Here is a 20,973-nt window from a genome sequence, read left to right on the forward strand (position 1 = left end):
GACGTACGCGCGAAGATCATCCCGGTGGACTACGCGTCCCACTCGGCGCATGTCGAGGAGTTGCGCGAAGAACTCCTCGATGTGCTCGCGCCGATCGCGCCACGCAGCGCCGAGGTGCCGTTCTGGTCCACGGTGACGGGTGGGCCGGTGGACACCGTGGGTTTGGACGCGGGGTATTGGTACACGAATCTGCGGGAGACGGTGGAGCTGGAGTCGGCGGTGCGGGGGTTGGCGTCGGCTGGTTTCGGGACGTTTCTGGAGATGAGTCCGCATCCGGTGTTGACGATGCCGGTGCAGGCCACGGTGGAGGATGCCGTGGTGGTGGGGTCGTTGCGGCGTGATGAGGGTGGTCCGGGGCGGCTTTTGGCGTCGTTGGGTGAGGCGTTCGTTCGTGGTGTGGCGGTGGACTGGGGTGCGGTGCTGTCGGGGCTGGGCGCTTCGGTGGTGGCGTTGCCGACGTATGCGTTCCAGCGTCAGCGGTACTGGCTGGAGGGTGCCGCGGGGCCGGTGACGGCCGAAGGCGACCCCGCCGACGCCGAGTTCTGGGACACCGTGGACCGCGGCGACCTCGAAGCCCTCGCCACCGCACTGGACCTCGACGCCGAGGAATCCTCGCTGGCGATGGTGGTGCCCGCGCTCGCCGCGTGGCGCCGGGCCCGCCGTGAGCGTTCCGCCCAGGACGCCCTGCGCTACCACATCAGCTGGAAGCCCCTGGGCGACGCGCTCGCCACCTCGCACACCCCGGCGACGGCCGGTGCCAGCTGGCTCATCGCCACCCCGGCCGGAGCCCCCGAGGGCGAGCTCATCGCCGAGGCGCTGCGGGCCCACGGCGCCGCCGCCCGGGTGCTGGAGCTGACCGAGGCCGACGCCGTCCGCGGCACCCTCGCACGGCGCCTCGGCCAGGAGACGGCGGACACCCCGCCGACCGGTGTGCTCTCCCTCCTGGCCCTCGCCGAACAGCCGTACCGTACGGACACCGCGCAGCCGGCCGGACTTGCCCTCAACCTCGCCCTGCTCCAGGCCCTCGGCGACACCGGGACCGACATCCCGCTCTGGTACGCCACTCGTGGGGCGGTGTCCGTCGGCCGCGCCGACCCGCTGGACCACCCCCTCCAGGCCCTCACCTGGGGACTGGGCCGTATCGCGGCCGTGGAGTACCCCCAGCGGTGGGGCGGGCTGCTCGACCTGCCCGACACCCTCGACGACCGCGCCATCGCCCGGCTGTGCGGAGTGCTCGCGGGCGCGCTGGACGGCGAGGACCAGGTGGCCGTCCGTGGCTCCGGGATCTACGGACGCCGACTCGTGCACGCCGCCACCGCACCCGCGCAAGCCCCCGACCGGTGGCAGCCGCGCGGCACCGTGCTGGTCACCGGCGGCACCGGGGGCCTCGGCGCCCATGTGGCCCGCTGGCTGGCGCGCGGTGGCGCCGCACACCTGGTGCTCACCAGCCGCCGCGGTCCGGATGCCCCCGGTGCCGCCGAACTTGCGGACGAGTTGCGTGCATCGGGCGTCCGGGTGACCGTGGCGGCGTGCGACGTGGCCGACCGCGACGCGCTGGCCGCCCTGCTCACCGGGCTGGACGACGACGAGACCCCGCTCGACGCCGTGGTGCACACCGCGGGAGTCCTGGACGACGGTGTGCTCGACACCCTCACCCCGGAACGGGCCGACGGGGTGCTGCGCCCCAAGGTGGACGCGGCCCTGCACCTGCACGAGCTGACCCGGGACCGCGAACTGTCCGCCTTCGTGCTCTTCTCCTCCTTCGCGGGCACGCTCGGCGGCCCCGGACAGGGGAGCTACGCGGCCGCCAACGCCTTCCTCGACGCCCTCGCGCAGCAGCGCCGCGGCGAGGGCCTCGCCGCCACCTCCCTCGCATGGGGCGCGTGGTCCGGCGGCGGGCTGGTCGACGAGGCCGTGGAGGCCCGGCTGCACGCCACTGGTATGCCCGCGATGGCACCGGAACCGGCCATTACGGCCCTTCAGCGCGCCCTCGACGTGTCCGACACCTATGTGGCGGTGGCCGACATCGCCTGGGACCGGCTCATCGCCGCCACCCCCTCGTCGGCCTCCGCCGCCGTCCTCCGTGAACTCCCCGAGGTGCGGGGGCTGTCGGAGCGGGGAGCGGCGGACACCGGTGTGGGCGACCCGGTGACCCCGCTGGCCCAGCGGCTCGACGGACTGTCGCCGCAGGAGGCCGAAGAGGCGCTGATGGAGCTCGTCAGCACCGAGGTGGCGGCCGCGCTCGGCTACCCGGACGCCTCGGCCGTCGAAACCGGACGTGCCTTCCGCGAGCTGGGGTTCGACTCCCTGACCGCCGTCGACCTGCGCAACCGGCTCGGCACCGCCACCGGACTGCGGCTGCCGGTCACGCTTGTCTTCGACTATCCGAATGTCACCTCCCTGACCCGTTTCCTGCTCGCCGAGACCGGTGCCACCGGGCCCGGTGCGACGGACGCCCCGGCGGGCCCGGCGGCCGTGAACGCGGTGACCGACGACGACCCGATCGCGATCGTGGCGATGAGCTGCCGCCTCCCCGGCGGTGTCCGCACCCCCGAGGAACTGTGGCAGTTGCTCATGGACGGCCGCGACGCCATCGGGGACTTCCCCACCGACCGCGGCTGGGACATCGACGGCCACTTCGATCCCGACCCCGACAAGCCCGGCACCTTCTACGCCACCGGCGGCGGTTTCCTCTACGACGCCGACCACTTCGACCCCGAGTTCTTCGGTATCTCCCCGCGCGAGGCGCTGGCCATCGACCCGCAGCAGCGGCTGCTGCTCGAGACGACCTGGGAAGCCTTCGAACGGGCCGGGATCGACCCCGCCGCGGTCAAGGGCAGCCGAGCGGGTGTGTTCATCGGCGCGAGCTACAACGACTACGGATCGCGGTTCCAGCGCGCGCCCGAGGAGTTCGAGGGCTATCTCGCCACGGGCAGCGCGAGCAGTGTGGCGTCGGGCCGGATCTCGTACGTCTTCGGTCTCGAGGGCCCGGCCGTCACCATCGACACCGCCTGCTCCTCGTCGCTGGTCGCCCTCCACCAGGCGGCACAGGCACTGCGTCAGGGCGAGTGCACGATGGCGCTCGCGGGCGGTGTGGTGGTGATGTCCACTCTGGACACCTTCATCGAGTTCAGCCGTCAGCGCGCCATGGCCCCCGACGGCCGCTGCAAGGCGTTCTCCGCGGGTGCGGACGGTGCCGGGTGGGCCGAGGGCGTCGGGATGCTGCTGCTGGAGCGGCTGTCGGACGCGCGGGCCAACGGCCATGAGGTGCTGGCCCTCGTACGGGGCTCCGCCGTCAACCAGGACGGCGCCAGCAACGGCCTCACCGCCCCCAACGGCCCCTCGCAGCAGCGGGTGATCCGGCAGGCGCTGGCGAACGCGGGTATCACCGCCACCGGCGTGGACGCGGTCGAGGCACATGGCACCGGTACCTCACTGGGCGACCCGATCGAGGCACAGGCCCTGATGGCCACCTACGGCCAGGAGCGCGACGCGGACCGGCCACTGTGGCTGGGCGCGCTGAAGTCCAACATCGGCCACACCCAGGCCGCTTCGGGCGTGGCGGGGGTCATCAAGATGGTGCTGGCACTGCGGCAGGGACTGCTGCCCAGGACGCTGCACGCCCACGAGCGCTCGCCGAACGTGGACTGGTCGGCCGGTGCCGTGGAATTGCTCACCGACGTCCGCGACTGGCCCGAGACCGGACGGCCACGGCGTGCGGGTGTCTCCGCCTTCGGCGTCAGCGGCACCAATGTGCATGTGGTGCTGGAGCAGGGCCCGGTGGCGGAGCCGGTGGAAGCCGTCGCACCGCAGCCGTCGGTGGTGACGGATGTGGTGCCGTGGGTGCTTTCAGGCCGTGGTGAGGGGGCGTTGCGGGCGCAGGCGGAGCGGTTGCGGGGGTATGTGGCGGCGCGGCCGGAGTTGTCGCCGGTGGATGTGGGCTATTCGCTGGCGTTGAGCCGTTCGGCGTTCTCGCACCGTGCCACCGTGGTCGGCTCCGACCGCGAGGCGCTGCTCGCTGGGCTGGCGGACCTGGCCTCCGACTTCGCACCGGGCACGGCGGCCGTGAGTGGCCGGACGGCGTTGATGTTCACGGGGCAGGGCGCGCAGCGCCTGGGTATGGGGCGTGAGCTGTATGACGCCTTCCCGGTGTTCGCGTCGGTCTTCGACGCTGTCTGTGCGGAGTTGGAACGTCATCTGGATGGTTCGGTGCGGTCGGTGGTGTTCGGTGAGGACGCCGGGGCGCTGGATCGGACGGTGTTCACGCAGTCGGGGCTGTTCGCCTTTGAGGTGGCGCTGTTCAGCCTGCTGGAGTCCTGGGGTGTGGTGGCGGACTTCTTGGTGGGTCATTCGGTGGGTGAGTTGGCGGCGGCTCATGTGGCGGGGGTGTTCTCGTTGGAGGACGCTTGCGCTTTGGTGGCGGCTCGGGGTCGGTTGATGCAGGCGTTGCCGGAGGGTGGCGCGATGGTGTCTCTTCAGGCGCCTGAAGCCGAGGTATTGCCGCATCTGGCGGGTCTCGAGGACCGGGTGAGTGTGGCGGCGGTCAATGGACCGCGTGCGACGGTCATCTCCGGGGAGGAGACAGCGGTGTTGGAGATCGCGGAGGTGGTGGGGTGTAAGAGCAAGCGGCTTCGGGTGTCGCATGCGTTCCACTCGCCGTTGATGGAGCCGATGCTCGCCGAGTTCGCCGCCGTCGCACACCGTGTCACCTTCACCGCGCCTGTCGTCCCGATCGTGTCGAATGTGACGGGCGAGGTGGCCGGTGGGGAGGTGTGCTCTCCGGAGTACTGGGTGCGTCATGTGCGGCAGGCGGTGCGGTTCGCCGATGGCATCCGCACCCTCAGGGCTCAGGGTGTGACGCGCTTTGTCGAGCTGGGTCCGGCCGGTGTGCTCACCGCCATGAGCCAGGAATGTGTCACCGACGACAAGGCGACCGACTCCAACACCGACACCGACCCCGCGTTCGTTCCGCTGCTGCGCAAGGACCGCGACGAGGTCGAGGCGCTGCACACCGCCATCGGACTGCTGCACTGCCATGGCGGTGCGGTGGACTGGGAGCGGGTGTTCACGGGCCGTGGCGCCCACCGCGTCGAGCTGCCCACCTACGCTTTCCAGCGCCAGCGCTACTGGCTCGACGCGCCCGCCACCGTGGGCGATATGACGTCGGCCGGTCTGGGCACGGCGGAGCATCCGCTGCTGGGCGCGGCCGTCGAACTGGCCGGTTCCGACGGGCTGGTGCTGACCTCGAGCCTGTCCGTGCGCAGCCATCCGTGGCTGGCCGACCACGCCGTCTCCGGTGCGGTTCTCTTCCCCGGCACCGCCTTCCTGGAGCTGGCCATCCAGGCCGGTGACCAGGTCGGCTGTGACCACGTCGAGGAACTGACCCTCCAGGCACCGCTGATCCTCCCCGAGCGCGGCGCCGTCACCCTCCAGCTGGTCGTGGAACCACCGGACGAGAGGGGCGCCCGCGCGCTCACCGTCTACTCCCGTCCGCAGGCCACCGGCCCGGGCACACCCGCGGACACCGGCGCGGACCTGCCCTGGACCCAGCACGCCAGCGGGGCGCTGATCACCGGTGCGCCCGACGGCTCGTACGACCTGGGCGGGGTATGGCCGCCGCAGGGCGCCGAGGCGATCGATGTCACGGACCTGTACGAGCGGTTCGCCGAGAACGGCTTCGGCTACGGTCCGGCGTTCCAGGGGCTGCGGGCCGCCTGGCTGCGCGGCGACGAGGTGTTCGCCGAGGTGCGGCTCGCCCAGGAGCGGCAGTCCGACGCCACCGCGTACGGGCTGCACCCCGCCCTGCTGGACGCCGCTCTGCACACCATCGCGCTCGGCCCGATGCTGAAGGCGGGCGAGGGACGGCTGCCGTTCTCCTGGACCGGTGTGTCCCTGCACGCCGCCGGGGCGGGCGAGGTGCGGGTACGGCTGACGCCGAACGGCACCGACACGGTCGCGCTCACCGTGGCCGACGCCATCGGCCGACCGGTGGCCACGGTCGAATCCCTGGTGCTGCGCAAGCGTCCCGAACGGCTCGTCGACACGGGCCCCGGTGGTGTCGGCGACGCGCTGTACCGGCTGGACTGGGTGGCCACGGCCGACGAGCCCGCCGGGCGGGAACCGCTCACCACCGAGGGCTGGGGACTCCTCGGCGACGACGACTTCAAACTGGTCGGCCTCGATGTGCGTGGCTACCGGGAGCTGTCGGCGCTGCCCGTCGAAGCCGCCGAGGTGCCCACCACCCTCCTGGTGCCGTGTGTGCCGGAGCCCGGGGGAGTGGCCGACTCGGTACGGGCGGCATGCCACCGGGCGCTGGAACTGGTGCGGGCGTGGCTGACCGAGGAGCGGTTCGCCGATTCCCGGCTGGTGTTCCTCACCCGTGGCGCGGTGGCCCTCGAACCCGCCGGGGACGTGCCGGATCTGGCGCACGCCGCCGTCTGGGGTCTGGTGCGCTCCGCGCAGTCGGAGAACCCCGACCGGTTCGTCCTCGTCGACCTCGATGAACACCAGCGTTCGGTCTCCGCCCTGACCACCGCCCTGGCCCTGGACGAGCCACAGTTGGCGATCCGCGACGGTGCCGTCAGCGTGGCCCGGCTGGCCCCCACCCCGCGCACCTCCGCCGCCACGGCCGCGGAAGCCACCGAGGGGGCTCCCGCGTGGGATCCCCGCGGCACGGTGCTCGTCACCGGCGCCACCGGCACCATCGGCGGGGTCATCGCCCGCCATCTGGCCGCCGAGGGAGGTGTCCGGCATCTGCTGCTCGCCGGGCGCCGTGGCCCGGAAGCCGACGGCGCGGCCGAACTCATCGCCGACATCAACGCGTTGGGCGCGGACGTGACGCTCGCCGCATGTGATGTGTCCGACCGCGAGGCGCTGGCGAAACTGCTGGCCACCGTCCCGGCCGCGCATCCGCTGACGGCGGTGGTGCATACGGCAGGCGTGCTGGACGACGGTGTGGTCTCCTCGCTCACTCCCGAGCGGGTGGACCGGGTGCTGCGTCCGAAGGTCGACGCCGCCGTGAATCTGTACGAGCTGACCCGCGAGCTGAACCTGTCCGCCCTGGTGCTGTTCTCCTCCATCGCGGGCACCTTCGGCGGGATGGGCCAGGGCAACTACGCCGCGGCCAACGCCTTCCTGGACGCCTTCGCCCAGCACTGCCGTGCCCAGGGCCACCCCGTCCAGTCGCAGGCGTGGGGGCTGTGGGCCCAGCGCAGTGAGATGACCGGCAAGCTGGCCGACGCCGATCTGACCCGGCTGGCGCGCGGTGGCATCGTGCCGTTCTCCTCGGCGGACGGGGCGCGGCTCTTCGACGCCGCACGGGCGCTGGACGCCCCGGTCGTACTGCCGATGCGGCTGGACACCGCCGCGTTCACGGCGTCCTCCGGCTCGGTCCCGGCGCTGCTGCGCGGGCTGGTGCGGACCCCCGCGCGCCCGTCCGTCCGCCGCACCGCCGCGGCCACCGGAGCCGGTGGTGGCCCCGACGGGCCCGAGGGGCTCAAGAGGCATCTGTCGGCTCTGCCGGACGCCGAGCGCGGCCGCTTCCTGCTGGATCTGGTCCGTACGACCGTCGCCGGGGTGCTCGGCTACGAGGGTGTGTCGGCCGTCGAGGCGGAGCGCGGTCTGCTGGACCTCGGCTTCGACTCGCTCACCGCTGTCGAACTCCGCAACCAGCTGGGCAAGGCCACCGGACGGCGGCTGCCGGTGACGCTGCTCTTCGACTACCCGACCTCGAAGGCGATCGCCGAGTTCCTGGAAGCCGAGATCGCGCCGGAGGCGTTCGCCGCCACGGGCGCCACCTTCCCGGAACTCGACACCCTGGAACGGGGCCTGGGCCGCTTCGCCGCGGACGACGGGGCGCGTGAGGCCCTCACCACCCGGTTGCAGGACCTGCTGGCCCAGCTGGGCCGGATCCAGGAGGACGCGCGGCACGCGGAGGGCGCGGACGACGTGGTCTCCACTCGCATCGACGCCGCCTCGGACGATGAGATCTTCGACTTCATCGAGAACGAACTCGGCCTGTCCTGATTGTGCTCACGAACGGAACTCAAAGAGATGGGCGGTACACGGTGAGCGAGGCAAAGCTCCGCGACTACCTCAAGCGCGTGACCACGGATCTGCACCGTACGCGCCGGCGTGTTCAGGAGCTCGAGGACAGGGACCGGGAGCCGATCGCCATCATCGGGATGGCGTGCCGCTACCCAGGTGGGGTGGCGTCGCCCGAGGACCTGTGGGAGCTGGTGGCGAACGGCCGGGACGCGGTGTCGGCCTTCCCCGCCGACCGCGGCTGGGACCTGGACGCGCTCTACGACCCGGACCCGGACAAGCCGGGGACCAGCTATGCGCGCGAAGGCGGATTCCTCGCCGGGGCCGACCGGTTCGACCCCGCGTTCTTCGGCATCTCGCCGCGCGAGGCGCTGGCCATGGACCCGCAGCAGCGGCTGCTGCTGGAAACCTCATGGGAGGCGATGGAGCGGGCCGGGATCGACCCCGCCTCGCTGCGCGCCACCCGCACCGGTGTGTTCGCCGGGGTGATGTACCAGGACTACGCCACCCGGCTGCGGCAGGTGGCCGACGATGTCGAGGGCTATGTCGGCAGCGGCGGTTCGGGCAGTATCGCCTCCGGCCGTATCGCCTACACCTTCGGTCTGGAGGGCCCCGCCGTCACCGTCGACACGGCCTGCTCCTCCTCGCTGGTGGCCGTGCACCTGGCGGCGCGTGCGCTGCGCAAGGAGGAGTGCGGACTCGCCCTGGTCGGCGGGTCCATGGTGATGTCCACGCCGGTGGCGTTCGTGGACTTCAGCCGTCAGCGCGGCCTCGCCTCCGACGGCCGGTGCAAGGCGTTCTCCGCGGACGCCGACGGCACCGGCTGGGGCGAGGGCGTGGGCATGCTGCTCATGGAACGCCTGTCGGACGCGCGGCGCAACGGCCACCGGGTACTCGCGGTGCTGCGCGGCAGCGCCGTCAACCAGGACGGTGCGAGCAGCGGGCTCACCGCCCCCAACGGCCCCTCCCAGCAGCGGGTCATCCGCCAGGCGCTCGCCGACGCCGGACTCACCGCCGCCGACGTGGACGCGGTGGAGGCCCATGGCACCGGCACCTCGCTGGGCGATCCGATCGAGGCGGGCGCGCTGCTGGCCACGTACGGCAAGGAGCGGCCCGAGGGCCATCCGCTGTGGCTGGGTTCGCTGAAGTCCAACATCGGCCACACCCAGGCCGCGGCCGGGGTCGGCGGTGTCATCAAGACCGTGCTGGCGCTGCGCCACGCTGTGCTGCCCAAAACGCTGCACGCGGAGGAGCCCACCCCCAACGTCGACTGGTCCTCGGGCGCGGTGGAACTGCTGTCCGAGGCCAGGGAATGGCCCAGGACGGAGACCGAACGGCCGCGCCGCGCCGCGGTGTCCGCCTTCGGGTTCAGCGGCACCAACGCCCATGTGATCCTCGAGCAGGCACCCCCGGAGGAGGCCGCCGAACCCGAAGCCACCGCACCGGGCGCCACCGCACCGGGCGCCACCGCACCGGGCGCCACCGCGGCGGACACCGCCCCCGAGACAGCTGTCGCACCCGCCGTCACCTGCGACGCCGTCCCCTGGCCGGTCTCCGGGCGGTCCGAGGAGGCGCTGCGGGAACAGGCCGACCGGCTGCGCGCGTATGTGGAGCGCTCACCCGAGGTGTCCCCGGTGGACATCGGCTATTCGCTCGCCCTCACCCGCGCCACCTTCCCGCACCGCGCCGTTGTCACCGGGAGCGGCCGCGAGGAGCTGCTGCGCGGACTGGAGCGGCTGGCCAAGGGCGTGGACTCCGGCGCGGTGGCAGGTGCGGGCGGCACGGCGTTCCTGTTCCCCGGGCAGGGCGCACAGCGGCTCGGCATGGGACGTGCCCTGCACTCCGCCTTCCCGGTGTTCGCGACCGCCTTCGACACCGTCTGTGCCGGGCTCGACCGCCATCTGACGGGCCACATCGACCGTTCCGTGCGCGAGGTGATGTTCGGCGAGGACGCGGAGACACTGAACCGGACCGTGTTCACCCAGACCGGGCTGTTCGCCATCGAGGTGGCGCTCCACCGGCTGGTCGAGTCCTGGGGCGTCACCCCGGACTTCCTGGTCGGCCACTCGGTCGGTGAACTGGCGGCGGCCCATGTGGCGGGCGTCTTCTCGCTCGAGGACGCCTGTGCGCTGGTCGCGGCCCGCGGACGGCTGATGGACGCGCTGCCCGCCGGTGGCGCGATGGTCTCCCTTCGGACCGCCGAGGCCGAGGTGCTGCCCCATCTTGCGGGCTACGAGGACCGGGTGAGCCTGGCCGCGGTCAATGGCCCGGCCGCCACCGTGATCTCCGGTGAGGAGCGCGCGGTCCTGGACGTGGCCGCCGCGGTCACCGCCGCCGTCGGCGCCAAGAGCAAGCGACTGCGGATCTCCGCCGCCTCCCACTCCCCGCTGATGGACCCCATGCTCGCCGCGTTCGGCGAGGTGGCGGCCTCGATCACCTATGCCGCGCCCCGGATGGCGGTGATCTCCAATGTGACCGGGGAAGCGGTGGGCGAGGAGCTGTGCACCCCCGAGTACTGGGTGCGCCATGTGCGTCAGGAGGTGCGGTTCAAGGACGGCATCCGCTCCCTCGAGGCCCAGGGCGTGACCCGCTATGTGGAGATCGGCCCCGCCGGTGTGCTCTCCGCCATGGGCCAGGAGTGTGTGTCCGACGCAGGGGCGGCCTCGTTCGTCCCGCTGCTGCGCGACGACCGGCCCGAGGCCGAGACGGTGCTGTCCGGCGTCGGGCTGCTGCACGCCCTCGGTGGCCACGTCGACTGGGAGCGGATGTTCGCGGGCCGTGGCGCACACCCCGTCGAGCTGCCCACCTACGCGTTCCAGCGGCAGCGCTACTGGCTCGACGCGCCCGCCGCCGCGGGCGACATGGCCTCCGCGGGTCTGGGCGCCGCCCGCCATCCGCTGCTGGGCGCCGCCGTCGAACTCGCCGACTCCGACGGTCTGGTCCTCACCGGACGGCTTTCGCTGGCCGCCCAGCCGTGGCTGGCCGACCACGCCGTCTCCGGCACGGTCCTCTTCCCCGGCACCGCCTTCCTCGAACTCGCCGTCCAGGCGGGCGACCAGGTCGGCTGCGACCAGGTGGAGGAGCTGACCCTCCAGGCGCCGCTGATCCTGCCCACGCGGGGCGCGCTCACCCTCCGGGTGACCGTCGGCGAACCCGACGACGGCGGGCGGCGCCCGCTGAACGTCCACTCCCGCCCGGACGGCGCCGGGTTCGGCGAACCGTGGACCCCGCACGCCACCGGCACCCTCGCCACCGCCGAACCGGCCACACCGCGGGAGCTGACCGCATGGCCCCCGGCGGACGCCACCGAACTCGACGTCAGCGATGTGTACGAGCGGTTCGCCGCGAGCGGCTTCGGCTACGGCCCCGCGTTCCAGGGCCTGCGCGCCGCCTGGCTGCGCGGCGACGAGGTGTTCGCCGAGGTACGGCTCGGCCAGGAGCAGCGGCAGTCCGCCGAGGGGTACGGCATCCACCCCGCCCTGCTCGACGCCTCGCTGCACGGCATCGCCCTCGGCACCCTGTTCGACGGCGAGGACCCGGACACCGCGCGGGGACGGCTGCCGTTCTCCTGGACCGGGGTGTCCCTGCACGCCACCGGCGCCGATGAGGTCCGGGTGCGGATCTCCCCGGCGGGAGCGGACACCGTGGCACTCGCGGTGGCCGACCCCGAGGGCCGTCCGGTGGCCACCGTCGACGGGCTGCTGCTGCGGAAGATGACCGGTGACCAGCTCAGCGGTGCCCGCGCGGCCGCCAGTGAGTCGCTGTTCCGGCTCGACTGGCCCGCTCCGGCCATCACCGCACCGGCGCCGCCCCCGCTCGGCCGGGCCGCGCTCATCGGCGACGACGGCCTCAAGGTGACCGAGGACCTTTTCGAGGCCGGGGTCCACCTGGAGTCGTACGCGGACCTGGAGTCGCTGGGCGCCGCGGTCGACGCCGGGACGTCCGCGCCCGCCGCCGTCCTGATCTCCTGCGCCCCGGAGCCCGCCGAACTCGCCGGTGCGGTACGCACATCCGTGCACACCGCGCTGGAACTGGCGCGGACCTGGCTGGCCGACGAGCGGTTCGCCGATTCCCGGCTGGTGTTCGTCACCCGTGGCGCGGTGGGCGTCGAACCCGGCGAGGACGTGCCGGATCTGGCGCACGCCGCCGTCTGGGGGCTGGTGCGCTCCGCGCAGTCGGAGAACCCCGACCGGTTCACCCTGGTCGATCTCGATGAACACGAGGACTCGGTACGCGCCCTGCCGGCCGCGCTGGCCTCCGGCGAACCCCAGCTCGCGCTGCGCGCCGGAGTGCCGCACACCCCGCGGCTGGCGCGTGCGCAGGGCGGCACCGCCACGGACCGGGCGCTGGACCCCGAGGGCACCGTGCTGATCACCGGCGCCACCGGCACCCTGGGCGGGCTGCTCGCCCGCCACCTGGTGACCGGCCACGGTGTCCGCCATCTGCTGCTGACCAGCCGCCGTGGCGCGGCGGCCGAGGGCGTCGGTCAACTCCGCGACGAACTCGCCGCGTTGGGCGCCACGGTGACGGTCGCGGCCTGTGACACCGCCGACCGGGACGCCCTGGCGGAGCTGGTGGCCCGGGTGCCCGCCGACCGTCCGCTGACCGGGGTGTTCCACACCGCAGGGGTGCTGGACGACGGCGTGATCTCCTCGCTCACCCCGGAGCGGGTGGACCGGGTGCTGCGGCCGAAGGTCGACGCCGTGCTCAATCTGCACGAGGTGACCCAGGGCCTGGATCTGTCGGCGTTCGTGCTCTTCTCCTCCGCGGCCGGTGTGCTCGGCGGCGCGGGGCAGGGCAACTACGCGGCCGCCAACGGCTTCCTGGACGCGTTCGCCCAGCACCGCAGGGCGCTGGGACTGCCCGCGCACTCGCTGGCCTGGGGGCTGTGGGCACAGAGCAGCACGATGACCGGGGCGGTGGACACCGCGCAGACCACCCGCTCCGGGGTGGCCCCGCTCTCCTCCGAGCAGGGCATGGAACTGCTGGACACCGCACTCGCCCTGGACACCCCGCTGCTGGTCCCGATGCGGATCGACCTCGCCGCGCTGCGCGCGGGCGCGGGATCGGGTTCGGTGCCCCTGCTGCTGCGCGGACTGGTCCGCGCACCGGCGCGGCGGGCGGGCGCGGCCACCCGCGGCGGTGGCTCCGGCGGCGGAGCGGCGCTGACGGACCGGCTGGCCGGGCTCTCCGAGGACGAACAGCACACGGTCCTGGTCGAGTTGGTGTGTGCCCAGGTGGCCACCGTGCTCGGCCATCCTGACCCGTCCGCCGTCGGCCCCGGCCATGAGTTCGTGGACTCCGGCTTCGACTCCCTCACCGCGGTGGAACTGCGCAACCGGCTGAACGCGGCGACCGGGCTGCGGCTCCCCGCCACCTTGGTGTTCGACCATGAGAGCCCCGCCGATCTGGCCGCCCGGCTGCGTACCGATCTGGCGGCCGCCCGGCAGTCGGCGCCCGCGGACGGCGGTGCGGCACCGGCGCGGACCGTGCCCGCCGCGTCCGGGGACTCCACCACGCTCTCCGCGCTGTACACCCAGGCGTTCGAGACCGGGAAGTGGAAAGAGATCTTCGATCTGCTGCACGCCACCGCGGCGCTGCGGCCGCGGTTCTCCTCCACCGCCGAGCTGGACCGGCTGCCGACGCCGGTCAGGCTCAGCAAGGGCCCGGCCGAGGAGCATATGTTCTGCTTCTCCTCCTGCCTGGCGGTGGCGGGCATCCACCAGTACGCCCGGTTCGCGGCCTCCCTGCGCGGCCGCCGCAATGTGTCGGCCCTCGCGCTGCCGGGGTTCGGCCGCGGGGAGTCGCTGCCGGAGACCGCGGACGCGGTGGTGGCGGCACAGGCCGAGGCGGTGGCGGAGGCCGCCGACGGGGCGCCGATCGTACTGCTCGGCTCCTCGGCGGGAGGGTGGTTCGCCCAGGCCGCGGCCGGACATCTGGAGCGGATGGGCCTCGAGCCCGCCGCCGTGGTCCTGGTGGACACCTACGTGCCCAAGAGCAGCATCCTCAACCAGTTCGGACTGTCCCTGATGGACGGGATGACCGAGCGCGAGGGCGTGTTCGTCACCATGGACGACGACCGGCTGTCCGCCATGGGCTGGTACCTCAACCTCTTCGGCACCTGGGAGCCGGAGCCGATCCGTACCCCCACCCTGCTGGTCCGCGCGCGGGAACCGCTGTCCACCGGCTCCCTGAAGCTGGAGGAGCTGCCCGACTGGCGGTCCTTCTGGGAGCTGCCGCACGACATCGTCGATGTGCGGGGCAACCACTTCACCATGATGGAGGACCACTCCACACCCACCGCGCAGGCCATCGAGGACTGGCTGGAACGCCGTCCGCGCGACACGGGCCGAGGCACGCGCTGACGCCCCGGCGCCACTTCCTCCGCACCGCCGTGTCACCGCCCCGTACCCACCGCTACGTTTCGCGAAAGGAACACCGACAACCATGGCGTTGCCCGCTGCTGACGAGAGTCTGTGGTTCCGCCGGTTCCACCCCAGTCCGGAGGCCGAGGTGAGCCTGGTCTGCCTGCCGCACGCCGGAGGAGCCGCGAGCTTCTGGTTCCCGCTCTCCGAGCTGCTGCCGCCGACCGTGGAGGTCCTGGCCGTCCAGTACCCGGGGCGGCAGGACCGCCGCCGCGATCCGCGTATCGAGAGCGTCCATGAGATGGCGCGCGAGGTCTTCGCGGCGCTGCGACCGCACGCCGCCACACGGCCGTTGGCCCTCTTCGGCCACAGCATGGGCGCGAGCGTGGGGTTCGAGCTGGCCCGGCTGCTGGAAGCGGAGCTGGACACCGTGCCCCTGGCGCTCTTCGCCTCGGGCCGCCCGGCCCCCTCCCGCCACCGCAGCCGGGACATCCACCGGCTCGACGACGCCGGGATCATCTCCGAACTCCAGCTCGTCAGCGGCACCGACGCCCGGATCCTCGGCGACGCCGAACTGCTTCAGCTGGCGCTGCCGTCCATCCGCAGCGACTACAAGGCGGCCGAGACCTATGAGTACCGGCCCGGCCCCCGGCTGCGCTGCGACATCGTCGGGCTCATCGGCGACACCGACAACCGGGTCGCGGTCGAGGAGGTGGCGAGCTGGCAGGAGCACACCTCCGGCTCCTTCCGGCTCGAGGTATTCCCCGGCGGCCACTTCTACGTCGGGGAGCAGAAGGCGGCGGTGGCCGGGGTCATCGCGGACACCCTGCGGACGTACACCGCCCACGGCGGCCCACTCAACGACTGAGAGAGAACCGACGATGCGTATCCTTTTTGCGACGGTGTCCGAGAAATCCCATCTGTTCACCATGGTGCCACTGGCCTGGTCCCTGGCGGCCGCGGGCCATGAGGTGCGGGTCGCCAGCAACCCGGCCCTCACCGAGGCGATCAGGAGCACCGGTCTGCCCGCGGTCTCCGTCGGCAAGGACCACAACCTCCACGAGATGCTGACCCAGAACCGGGACTCCCTGGAGAACCCGCTGTCCGACTGGTCCGACCCGGACCCCGAACAGCACTCCTGGGAACAGGTGCTGATGAAGTTCAAGGTCAGCGTGATGTTCGCCTACCAGACCTACAACGACTGCATGGTCCATGAACTGGTGGCCTTCGCCCGGGACTGGAAGCCCGATCTGGTCATCTGGGACCCCGTCACCTACGCCGGACCGGTGGCGGCCAAGGTGTCCGGCGCCGCCCACGCCCGGCTGCTGTGGTGTATCGACATCTACTCCAAGATGCGCGAGGTGTTCCTCGAGCGGCTCGCCGAACAGCCCGAGGAGCGCCGCGAGGACCCGCTCGCCGACTGGCTCGGCGGCATCCTCGCCCGCTACGGCCACACCTTCGACGAGGAGGACGTGGTCGGCCAGTGGACCATCGACCAGATACCCGGCAGCCTCCAGCTCCCGCTGACCGTCGACCGGGTGCCGGTGCGCTATCTGCCCTACAACGGCCCCTCGGAGATACCCGCTTGGGTGAGCGAGCCCCCGGCCCGCCCGCGGGTCGTGCTCACCGCCGGAGTGTCCACCCGCGCGGCGCTGGGCGCCACCTTCATGCCCCTCGCCGAGATGATCGCCGCTCTGGGCGAGATGGACGTCGACGTGGTGGCCGCGGTGCCGCCGGAGGAGGTCGAGGCCCTGGAGGCGGTCCCGGACAACACCCGCCTCGTGGACTTCGTCCCGCTGCACGCCCTGCTGCCCGGCGCCTCGGTCCTCATCCACCACGGCGGCTTCGGCTCCTGGGGCACCGCGGTGGCCAACGCCGTACCGCAGTTCATCCCCACCATCCGCTATGCGGACTGGTGGAACAAGGCGACCAGTCTGGAGGAGGCCGGGGCGGGGCTCGCCGTCCACGCCTCCGAACTGACCGCCGACAGGCTGCGGGAGAGCGTCACGCGGCTGCTGGAGGAGGACTCCTTCGCCAAGGCCGCGGAACGGCTGCGCGAGGAGAACCTGGCCGCGCCCACCCCGCACGACCTGGTGCCGGTACTGGAGCGGCTCACCGCGGAGCGCCGCCGGTGAAGGTCCGTGAGCTGGCGGTGCCCGGCGCCTGGGAGATCACCCCGGAGGTGCACCGCGACGACCGCGGCGCGTTCGTCGCGCACTATGTGTCCTCCGCGTTCACCGAGGCCATCGGTCACCCGCTGCGGCTCGGCCAGAACCACCACAGCGTCTCCCGGCGCGGCGCCGTCCGCGGGGTGCACTACGCGGACGTACCGCCCGGCCAGGCCAAGGTGGTGACCTGTACCGGCGGCCAACTGCTCGATGTGGTCGTGGACCTGCGGACCGGGTCACCCACCTTCGGGCGCTGGGACAGTGTGCGGCTGGACCCGGTGTCCTGCCGGGCGGTCTATCTGGAGGAGGGGCTCGGCCACGCCTTCGTCGCCCTGGCGGACACCACGGTGGCCGCCTATCTGAACTCCGAGGAGTACAACCCGGCCGCCGAGCACGAGATCAACCCCTTCGACCCGGCGCTCGCCCTTCCCTGGCCCGACGACCTGGAGCATCTGGTCTCCGCACGTGACCGGAGCGCCCCGACGCTGGCCGAGGCGGAACGCGCCGGACTGCTGCCGTCCTACGCGGCCTGCCGGGCACTGCACAAGCGAGGTGGCTGATTCCGCATCCACCGATCGGTTGATGCCACCCATCGGCCGGTCGGTGGGGGAAGGATCAGCCCGACGGGCGGCCGATGGGCCGATCCGCACCGGGCACCCGATTCCTACGGTGGAAGGGTGAGCGAACCGACCGAGGAGGACGCGGGCCGATGCCGCTGATCGAGGTAGAGAACCTGCGCAAGGAATACCGCAATCACGTTGCCGTGCAGGATGTGTCCTTCTCCGTCGAGGAGGGCGAGATCTTCGGGATCCTCGGCCCCAACGGCGCCGGGAAGACCACCGCCGTGGAATGCGTCGAGGGGATGCGCAAACGGGACGGCGGGCGCATCTCCGTGATGGGTCTGGACCCGCTGAAGGACGTGGCCGAGCTGCGCCAGTCCATCGGGATCCAGCTCCAGCAGAGCGAACTGCCGCCCAAGATGAAGGTGTGGGAGGCGCTGGAGCTGTACAGCACCTTCTACCGCGACCCCGTCGACTGGCGTCAACTCATCGAGGAATGGGGGTTGTCGGGCAAGGCCGACGCCGCCTACGGCTCGCTCTCCGGCGGCCAGCAGCAGCGGCTGTCCATCGCCCTCGCCCTCGTCGGCAACCCCCGGATCGCCGTCTTCGACGAGCTGACCACCGCGCTCGATCCGCACGCCCGCCGCGAGACCTGGAAGCTGATCGAGAAGGTCCGCGCCCAGGACGTCACCGTGCTGCTGGTCACCCACTTCATGGAGGAGGCCGAGCGGCTCTGCGACCGGATCGCCATCATCGAGTCCGGCCGGGTCGTGGCCCTCGACACCCCCTCCGGACTGGTCTCCCGGGTCGATGAACAGCAGATCATCCGCTTCAAGCCCTCGGTGCCGCTGGACGACGCCCTGCTGACCGCGCTGCCCGAGGTGGACAGCGTGACCCGGTCCCGCTCCCAGGTGACGGTGGTCGGCAAGGGCAATGTCGTCTACGCGGTGATCTCCGTCCTGGCCCGCAACCAGATCGTGGCGAACGAACTGCGCCTGGAACAGGCCAGCCTCGATGACGCCTTCGTCGCCCTGACCGGCGCCCAGCCCGCCGCCCACTGAACCCCGAGGAGACCGTCCCATGTCCGGGCGCACCAAGCTGACCTTCGTCGAGAGCAAGCTGTTCCTGCGCGATCCCACCGCGGTGTTCTTCGTGATCGCGCTGCCCATCATGCTGCTGACGATCTTTCACTTCGTGACCACCAAATCGGACGACGACGCCAGCACCAAGGCGTCCATGGCCGCGTTCGTCCCCGCGATGGCCATGTCGCTGTGTCTGACGATGCTGGCCCTGAACCTGCTGCCGACCACCCTGGCCACCTACCGGGAGAAGGGCATCCTGCGGCGGATGGCCGCCAGCCCCGTCCACCCGGGCAATCTGCTGGTGGCCCAGCTGGTCATCAACCTGGTGACCGCGGCCGTCTCCGCCGTCCTGGTCATCGCCGTCGGCACCGCCGCCTTCGACACCGATCTGCCGGGCGACATCCCGGCGTTCCTGATCAGCTTCGCCCTCGGCACCTGGGCGCTGTTCGCCGTCGGCCTGGTGGTGGCGGCCGTGGCGCCCAGCAGCAAGTCGGCCACCGCGATGGGGCTCTCCCTGCTCTTCCCCAGCCTGTTCTTCGGCGGGGCGTTCCTGCCCAAGGAGGATCTGCCCGGGACGGTGGCCACCATCGGCGACTACACCCCGCTCGGCGCCGCGCTCCAGGCGCTGCGCGACTCCTGGGAGGGACAGTGGCCGCAGAATCTGCACCTGGCCGTGCTCGCCGCGATCGGCGTGGCCGCCACCGCGGCGGCCGCCAAGCTCTTCCGCTGGGAGTGAGGTGAGCGCGGCCAAGGACGACGGCGGACGGTGGGAGCGGCACTCCGACATCCTGTTCGGGGGGCTGCCCTACCTCCTCCTGCTGCTGTCCACCGGGCTGAGCCTGCTCCACGGCGGCCAGGCGGACCGGCACCGGCTGACCACCCTCGCACTGGTGGCGGTGGCCGCCGCGTGGATCCTCGGCACCTACACCCTCCCGACCGGGCGGCGCAGCCGCCAGGCGTACGGCACGGCCCGCACATCCGTGTACTTCGCCGGACTGCTCGCCCTCGCCGCGGTGCTGATGGCCCGCGACACGGTGTTCATGCTGTTCGCCGCCACCGGCTTCCTCCAGGCCCTGGTGCTGCTGCCCACCGTATGGGCGTTCGTCTGCGTGGCGGCCACCTCGTTCGTCGTCAACACCGTGCCGCACGGCTTCCCCGAGCCCTCCACCACCGCGGTCGTCGGCTATCTCGCCGCCATCGCCTTCCAGACCGTGGTGATCGGCTGGATCAACCTCCTGTCGAGCCGGCTGAACGAACAGCACCAGCGGCGCAAGCGCACGGTGGCCGAACTGCGGTCCGCGCTCGCCGAGAACGCCGGACTGCACGCCCAGCTGATCACCCAGGCCCGTGAGGCCGGAGTGCACGACGAACGCCAGCGGATGGCGGGGGAGATCCATGACACCCTCGCCCAGGGGCTGGCCGGGATCATCCGCCAACTCGAGGCCGCCGAGGACGCCGAACACGACCGCGAGCGCTGGCGGCGCCATCTGGTCGCCGCCAAGGACCTGGCCCGGGAGTCCCTGGCCGAGGCGCGCCGCTCGGTGCAGGCGCTCCGCCCCGAACAGCTGGAGTCGAGGACCCTGCCCGACGCCCTGGAGGCGCTGGCCGACGGCTGGTCCCGGGAGCGCGATCTGTGTGTCGGCTTCGAGACCACCGGCACCGCCACGCCCATGGTCGCCGAAGTGGAAGCCACCTTGTACCGGGTGGCGCAGGAGGCGCTCACCAACATCGCCAAACACGCCGAGGCGTCGAAGGTGGGCATCACCCTGTCCTATATGGACGACCTCGTGGTCCTGGATGTCCTCGACGACGGTATCGGCTTCGACCCCGCCTCCGCCGCGGCCGGGGCGGGCCGCTCCGGCGGCCACGGCCTGGGACTGGTGGCGATGGGCCGCCGACTGCGCCGGGTCGCGGGTACGTTGGACATCGAAAGCGCCCGCGGAGAGGGCACCGCCATCAGCGCGGCCGTCCCCGTCATCCCCCTGGAAGCCGGTGAATGAGCGGAAACCGTCACACCATGAACAGCGTTCCGGCCACCCCCACTCCCATTCGTATCCTCATCGTCGATGACCACCCCGTGGTCCGCGACGGGCTGCGCGGGGTGCTGGAGCGGGATCCGGAGTTCACCGTCACCGGTGAGGCCGGTGACGGCGCCGAGGCCGTGGAGCTGTACGCCTCGGCCCCGGCCGATGTGGTGCTGATGGATCTGCGGATGCCGCGGATGGGTGGGGTGGAGGCCATCAAACGGCTGCTGGGCCAGGATCCGGACGCCCGCATCCTGGTGCTGACCACCTATGACACCGACAGCGACGTGATGGGCGCGCTGGCCGCCGGGGCGACCGGCTACCTCCTCAAGGACACCCCGCGGGAGGAGCTGACCCGCGCCGTGCGGTCCGCCGCCGCGGGCCAGTCCGTACTGTCCCCCGCCGTCACCGGACGGGTGCTGGGACAGGTGCGCAAACCCACCCGGGGACCCTTGAGCGAACGCGAACTCGAAGTGCTGAGGCTCATCGCCGACGGCGCCACCAATCGACAGGCCGCCGCCGCATTGTTCATCAGCCAGGCGACCGTCAAGACACACCTTCTCCATGTCTACGAAAAACTCGGGGTGAAGGACCGGGCGGCGGCCGTCAGCGAGGCCCATAAACGCCATCTGTTCGGCTAGGAAGGCCATCCGGCACCCGGGGTAGGGGTGCCGGATAGGGGTGGGCCAGGGTAGGGGTTGTTGCGCGCGAAGCGGCGACCATAGGTTGGC

General features: G+C 72.1%; 9 protein-coding genes. All 9 read left to right on the top strand.

Annotation, left to right across the window (positions count from 1 at the left end; genetic code table 11):
- Nucleotides 1–15: 15 nt before the first annotated feature.
- The 9 genes from AB0C66_RS34765 to AB0C66_RS34805 all read left to right on the top strand — a co-directional run bounded on the left by AB0C66_RS34765 (nt 16) and on the right by AB0C66_RS34805 (nt 20,883).
- Nucleotides 16–8,025, top strand: coding sequence for an SDR family NAD(P)-dependent oxidoreductase (locus tag AB0C66_RS34765; RefSeq protein WP_362448372.1), 8,010 nt, complete (start codon nt 16–18; stop codon nt 8,023–8,025).
- Between the two features lie 41 nt (nt 8,026–8,066).
- The gene (locus tag AB0C66_RS34770) at nt 8,067–14,408 is read left to right on the top strand and encodes a type I polyketide synthase (protein WP_362448164.1); all 6,342 of its coding nucleotides are present in this window, start codon (nt 8,067–8,069) and stop codon (nt 14,406–14,408) included.
- Between the two features lie 82 nt (nt 14,409–14,490).
- Complete coding sequence (locus AB0C66_RS34775; protein WP_362448166.1) at nt 14,491–15,276, top strand: alpha/beta fold hydrolase; 786 nt, start codon at nt 14,491–14,493, stop codon at nt 15,274–15,276.
- Nucleotides 15,277–15,289: 13 nt separating this feature from the next.
- Nucleotides 15,290–16,543: an activator-dependent family glycosyltransferase gene (locus tag AB0C66_RS34780; protein WP_362448169.1), complete on the top strand. Its 1,254-nt coding sequence runs from the start codon at nt 15,290–15,292 to the stop codon at nt 16,541–16,543.
- Nucleotides 16,540–17,136: a dTDP-4-dehydrorhamnose 3,5-epimerase gene (gene rfbC / locus AB0C66_RS34785; protein ID WP_362448172.1), complete on the top strand. Its 597-nt coding sequence runs from the start codon at nt 16,540–16,542 to the stop codon at nt 17,134–17,136. The genes AB0C66_RS34780 and rfbC overlap by 4 nt, the downstream gene beginning before the upstream one ends.
- Before the next feature lie 149 nt (nt 17,137–17,285).
- The gene (locus AB0C66_RS34790) at nt 17,286–18,197 is read left to right on the top strand and encodes an ABC transporter ATP-binding protein (RefSeq protein ID WP_362448175.1); all 912 of its coding nucleotides are present in this window, start codon (nt 17,286–17,288) and stop codon (nt 18,195–18,197) included.
- A 19-nt stretch (nt 18,198–18,216) separates the two neighbouring features.
- Nucleotides 18,217–18,954 carry an ABC transporter permease gene (locus tag AB0C66_RS34795; protein ID WP_362448177.1) on the top strand — a complete coding sequence of 246 codons (738 nt, stop codon included), beginning with the start codon at nt 18,217–18,219 and terminating at the stop codon, nt 18,952–18,954.
- A 1-nt stretch (nt 18,955) separates the two neighbouring features.
- Nucleotides 18,956–20,218, top strand: a complete 1,263-nt coding sequence (locus tag AB0C66_RS34800) for a sensor histidine kinase (RefSeq protein ID WP_362448180.1) — start codon at nt 18,956–18,958, stop codon at nt 20,216–20,218.
- Nucleotides 20,219–20,235: 17 nt separating this feature from the next.
- A complete protein-coding gene (locus AB0C66_RS34805; protein WP_362448183.1) occupies nt 20,236–20,883 on the top strand; it encodes a response regulator transcription factor in 648 nt (215 codons plus the stop codon).
- Nucleotides 20,884–20,973 lie beyond the last annotated feature (90 nt).

It is taken from the genome of Streptomyces sp. NPDC048636 (genome assembly GCF_040650655.1).
In the GTDB taxonomy this organism is placed as follows: Bacteria; Actinomycetota; Actinomycetes; order Streptomycetales; family Streptomycetaceae; genus Streptomyces.

Bases quoted from the DNA above. Each gene is read 5' to 3' on its own strand.
- AB0C66_RS34790 (WP_362448175.1), top strand. From the start codon at position 17,286: ATGCCGCTGATCGAGGTAGAGAACCTGCGCAAGGAATACCGCAATCAC.
- AB0C66_RS34805 (WP_362448183.1), top strand. From the start codon at position 20,236: ATGAACAGCGTTCCGGCCACCCCCACTCCCATTCGTATCCTCATCGTC.
- AB0C66_RS34795 (WP_362448177.1), top strand. From the start codon at position 18,217: ATGTCCGGGCGCACCAAGCTGACCTTCGTCGAGAGCAAGCTGTTCCTG.
- AB0C66_RS34775 (WP_362448166.1), top strand. From the start codon at position 14,491: ATGGCGTTGCCCGCTGCTGACGAGAGTCTGTGGTTCCGCCGGTTCCAC.
- AB0C66_RS34780 (WP_362448169.1), top strand. From the start codon at position 15,290: ATGCGTATCCTTTTTGCGACGGTGTCCGAGAAATCCCATCTGTTCACC.